This window comes from uncultured Campylobacter sp. (assembly GCF_937997535.1).
Taxonomy (GTDB): Bacteria; Campylobacterota; Campylobacteria; order Campylobacterales; family Campylobacteraceae; genus Campylobacter_B.
Genome location: NZ_CALKTT010000088.1, coordinates 1 through 5,443, shown reverse-complemented (window position 1 = coordinate 5,443; position 5,443 = coordinate 1). Strand labels below are relative to the sequence as shown.

The window sequence follows — 5,443 nt, the reverse complement described above, 5'->3', positions numbered from 1 at the left end:
GCCGACAGACCGACGCTGGACGTGCGTGCGGCTAAATTTGATGAAATTAGCGCTTTGGTGGGCAGAGCTGATATGTTGACGCCAGACTCTTGTGCCGCGCCGCAAAATCTAAAGCTGCGCGTGCCCGACGTTTGGATATACTCGCGCCGCGCACTTTCGGATTTTGATGCGAGTATTCCGCTTTTCGGCGTCGCGGCTCGTAAGGTGGAGGTCTCGCAGTCGCTGCCCGCGGACGCAAAAATCACGATGATAGAAGCGGGTGCGAGTTCGTTTGACGAGTTTGCGCAGTTTGCGAGCCACGCACTTATTTTTTACAGCGCGCAGATGAGGGACGCGGGAAATTTTAGAGCAAATGCCGCGCTACAGCCGCTTTTTATCTCTAGCGCAGGCGATCCGCACCTAGAAGCGAATGAATTCTACGGCTGGTTTAAAATTTTAAAGTCATGAATGATCGTTTTAAACATTATTTAAATGAGCTATATGAATTTTTTCTTCATTTTAATTATCTCATCTTTATTTTTGTTTATAGTTGATATTTCGCCTCTAGTATCGCCGTCTTTATCTCGTTCTCCTCCGAAGCTTAGCCAGTTAAAGCTTCCAACTATCATAAACGCATCATCACAAATTAGAATTTTGCTATGATCGTTACCCTGTTTTAGCTTAAATAATTTTTTATCTAGCCCATTAAAATATTCTTGAGACTTATCGTCGATCCCTGCTTTATCAAATCGATTTTTAGGTTTCAAGCCGTATTTTATAATTATTTTTACGCCACGTTTTAAAGCCTCATCTATCTTATCTTTATAGATGTTTAAAATTTCGTATCGTATCCAAGGCGATTGTATATAAATTTCTTTTTGTGCATTCTTTAAAATATATTTTAAATATTTTTTATGCTCCGCAGTTTCTATCGTTTTGCCTTCTTCAAGATTTACTGCGAGTTTTTCTTCGATCTTTTCCGATGTTAAGTCTTGAAATTTCTCTGCATTTTCTTCACATTCTTTTGCTTTTTGATTGATACTATCGCTAAATCTTTGTTCGTTTAAGAGTCTATCAAAAAGCTTCGTAGAATTTATATCCTCATTATAGTTCTTATCTATGACTAAAATTTTTTCCTCTTCGTCTTTATTTTTATAAAAAAGACAAAAATATTTTTTGAAAAATTTTTTAGGTTCGACAGATAAAATATCATCTATCTCATAGCTTAAATTTTTATCGTTTTGCTCTTCTTGTTTGTCAAAATCTTTTAATGATTCTATTAAGGTTTGCCGCAAAGTTTTATCGCACATAAATATATCGTCCAAATTTTCAGTTCTAGGCCTTGTCTTGAAATTTGGCTTGAATTCGAAGGCATCCTTATCGGATTTATAATCTAATGTTATTTGTCTTTGATCCTTTGCTATTTCCAAAGTCGTTCCTAAAACTCCGTCGATAGCAACATAAGATATCGTGCGTTCTTTAATCTTTTCATTCTCTTTCTTTAGAGCTTCTAATCCTTTATGACTAAGTTCTATAGAATCTACTTTCAAGTAGCCTTTTGTATTAAATTCAGCTAGTATGCTAGCAAGTATTTCGTTGTCCATTTGGGTTATATCTTTTAAAATTTTATACTTATCGTCTATTTTTATTTTTTGCAGGTAGTCGATAATCTTTAAAATTCCTATAACTATTGGGTGAAGTTCTTGCTCCTTTGATATTATGTACTCAACCTTAGTCTTATACACTGGATACACTATCTCTCTTGCATCATAATTAACGAAATCTTCATAATAATCGCTATATTTATGCACAAGCATATCTATATCCGGTTTAAATTGTTTTTCTTTTGCAACTTTTTGCCTCATTGTTTATTACTTCTTAGTTTTATTATTTGATATTCGTCTCTATTGTTATTGATATACTGAATAATATCCGTAAACGGGTTACTGTTTTCTTTTGTTCCTGCCCTAAATAAAAATTCCATATCACCGATTATTATCAAGAGCCTCTTTGCTCTTGATAGTGATACATTTAGTCTTTTTTCATCAGCTATAAAGTCTATCTTTGCGCTTTTTTTACCTTTTGATGAACGGACGCAGTCGTAAATTATTATATCTCTATCGCTTCCTTGAAAGCCATCTACTGTGCCTATATCTATTTTAAAACCATCGAAGTCTTTCGGCTTTATTTCCTGCTCTAATAATTCCTTTTGCGCTTTGTATGGAGTGATAACGCCGATGCTATAAACTAAATTTTGCTCTTTTATTTGTTCGCATAATTTGTAAAGCGTCTTTCTAATATATTCTACGCTACAACGATTTATTTTACCAGTTCCTTTTTGTTCGTCTTCTCTATTTTCTAAATTTCCGGTATCTAGCCAAACTACGCTTGAGTTGAAAAAATTAAGTTCATGCTGTTTCTGCTTGTTTATCTCTTCATCAACAATAAGCACTCCGTTATAGAACGCGTTACTGTAAAGTTCGCAAATTTTTATTTCCGAACGGTAGTTATGCGTTAGTGTGTGTTTGAGATTTTCTCTATCTGTTTGTTCGAGTCTTTCAAAAAGTCTTTGAAAAAATGAAGTTTTAGCTTCATCTTTATCATCTATTTTTTCAATAATATTATCGTCTATAACTGGCGCTAGCTGCTTGTGATCACCTACTAAAATTATTTTTTTAGCTTTTATGCACGGCACTAAAAGCTCGCTTAATGTTGCACGACCCGCTTCATCCACTATGGCTATATCAAATTTAATCTCTCTAAAACTATTCCAAGATGAGATGCCGATCAATGTACCGAAAATCAAGCGGATATCTCTGGTAAACAAAGCCGCCAATTCTTTTTCTTTTCCTTCTTTTTTGTTTGCTGTTTTTGAACTTATGCTCTGAAGTCTTTTTGCAAAATCATCTTGCAAATTTTTAAGCTCGCTTTGTATTTTTGGATTGTTATGCGTTATAGGATACTTTTTTATTTTTAGTAAATTTTCTTTTATAAGCTTATTCAGTATTACCTCGGGGCGATATTTTTTAGCCGCTTCACTCATTTTGCCCGAATCATTACCTATGCGTAAAATTTTATCTTCAGTTGTACATATTTTTTCTAATACATTGTCGACGGCTTGATTGCTTTGAGATGAGACTAAAATTTTATCGTGTTTTTTGGTGGATAAAACTTGATTTACTATTTCGGTTATGGTAGTAGTTTTGCCCGTGCCCGGAGGTCCTTGTATTAGTAATATTTCACAATTCTCACCTAAACTCATACTTTTTTGAACGGCTAGTTTTTGATTTTCGTCAAGCAAGCTATTGTGAAAATTTATAATATCTACTAAATTATTTTTTATAAATTCTTTTGGATTGTTTACTTTTCTTAGTAGGTCGGGTATTACAACGTTTGCACTTTGTAAATCGCGCAAAGCTTTATCTTTTTTATTCCAGATAATTTCTTCTACTTGATAATCGTAGCTTATTTTGTATTCTTCATTATCATTGAAGTTTATATTTGAGCCATACTTGTCTAACTTTACTGTTAGACTTTTTATGTCTGGTTTGTATCCTGAAACAATACCATTAAAAGAAATATTATTTTGTTCTATGATTATATTTTGGCCTTGTTTGAAATCCTTTTCCGATTTTGGCTTATTGTCTTTTGGGTTTGCATGTGTTTCAATAACTTTTTCAAATTCGCTTATTTCGCTATCTTTGTTATTTTCTTTCGATAAAATTTCAAATACAAGCTCATCTTGGCTCTTATTTTTGCTTTTTAATATAGCAAACTTCACGTTTTTCTTTTCCTGGATAGTTTTGTATTCGGCTTGCAAAAGCTCTTCTTCTGATCTTATCGATTTTTTATCTATCTCTATGTTTTTATTTAATTGCTGTCGTTTTCTAAAGTTCCGTTCTAGTTCGTTCTTAAAATCTCTTATATCGTCGCAACCCTGATTTGCTTTTCCGTATTTAAAATTTATAAGAAATTTATCATAGGTTTCTATACCGTCTGCATAAATCTCATCGATAAGTTTTTGATTATTTTCTATAATGTTAAAACAAAACAAATTCGTATTTTTATTTTCCTCATCAGCCGAGCAACAAAATACTAGATCACCGATAGCTATTTTTATCTCTTTTTTGCCGTTGCGTTCATCAAGTTTCCAAAAAGGATTTTTATTATCGATTCTTGCCTCTATATGAGAATCTAGATTATAAATATCATCTAGATCGTTATTTTGCATGTATACATCCAAAATTTTATCCAAAAGTTTGATTTCAAAAGTCCTTATTTTTTTATATTGAGACAATAATTCTTTAAATTTAGCTTGTATATCTATTAAACTTATTCTATCTTTTGGATTTATTGCTAGCATTTTTCTTGATAGTAAAAATAGCTCATTTTCAATATCGTCAAGATTATATTCATTGCTGATTTTATAAAATAAATTTTCTAGGTCATTAGGGCTTTTATAGGTTTCACAAAAATCAAAATCTTCAAAGTTATCTACAATAAGCTTTATCATGCAAAGCCCAAACGAATAAATATCGCTTTCTTGGCAAATTTCATTTTCACTTATCCGTTCTGGGGCATAAAATATTTCATCGCGCTCATTTTTAAGTATAGAGTAAAGATAGCCTCTGCCAAAATCAAGCAAATAGACATTATTTTCATAGTCTACTAAGATATTTTCTGGGTTGATATTGCCGTGATACAGATCTTTTTGATGTATGTAGCTTATGGCCGAAATGATTTGTATATAACATTTTATAAGATCTGTATAAGCAAGACCGCTATTTTCAAGTATTTCTATGCCCTCATATACTTTCTGTATAAAATAGAAATTCTTATCATCCTCATCTATTATTAGATTGCTTATGTTTCGATGGGAAATGCTGCTTAAATTTTTTGCCGTATATGAAAGTGTATTGTTTTGCTCGCCTTTCGGTGCTACTTCGATAATATATTTATCGCGATTATATTCGGCAATTATCTTACCTTTTTCATTAGTATTTATTATTCTATATTTATTTAAGATTTTGTTATTCACGTCAAATCCATTTAAAAATCTTTATTAGAGCATTTTACCGAGTATAGCTTTAAAATACTTTAGAAATTCTACCAAATTGATTGCTAATACAAATTCTTGCAAGCACGAGAATTAATTGTACATTAATTTATATTTTCAATTTAGTTTATATGATTTTTTAATATGGGCTTGCTCAAATTTAATGACTATGCCCCAAGTGTCCGCCCGCGCCATTTGATCTTACTTCGCAGATGAGTTCACCGCCGCACTCATTATCGCTGCTCTCAAGCTGCAGCGTCGTGTGCGTGATGCCCAGATGCTCCATCTCGTGCGATATTTCGCGCAAGATCCGCTCCGCTTCGCGCACGCTTAGCCTGCCGCTAACCACGATGTGCGCCGTGAGCGCGTTTGCGCCGCTTGTTATGCTCCAGACGTGCAGGTCGTGCA

General features: G+C 33.3%; 2 protein-coding genes and 2 pseudogenes. 1 reads left to right on the top strand and 3 read right to left on the bottom strand.

From position 1 onward, the window contains the following. Window positions 1–447 (top strand): annotated as a pseudogene (locus Q0117_RS08205) (hypothetical protein); the annotation flags it as partial. 29 nt (window positions 448–476) lie between these two features. Here Q0117_RS08205 and Q0117_RS08200 read toward each other — a convergent pair. The 3 genes and pseudogenes from Q0117_RS08200 to Q0117_RS08190 all read right to left on the bottom strand — a co-directional run. Next, on the bottom strand, window positions 477–1,844 hold the full coding sequence (locus Q0117_RS08200) for a phospholipase D-like domain-containing protein (RefSeq protein ID WP_297924467.1): 1,368 nt from the start codon (window positions 1,842–1,844) through the stop codon (window positions 477–479). After that, entirely contained in the window at window positions 1,841–5,017 is a 3,177-nt protein-coding gene (locus tag Q0117_RS08195; RefSeq protein WP_297924465.1) for an AAA domain-containing protein, read from the bottom strand. Before Q0117_RS08195 ends, Q0117_RS08200 begins: the two co-directional genes overlap by 4 nt. 178 nt (window positions 5,018–5,195) lie before the next feature. Continuing rightward, window positions 5,196–5,443: pseudogene (locus Q0117_RS08190) on the bottom strand (hypothetical protein); the annotation flags it as partial.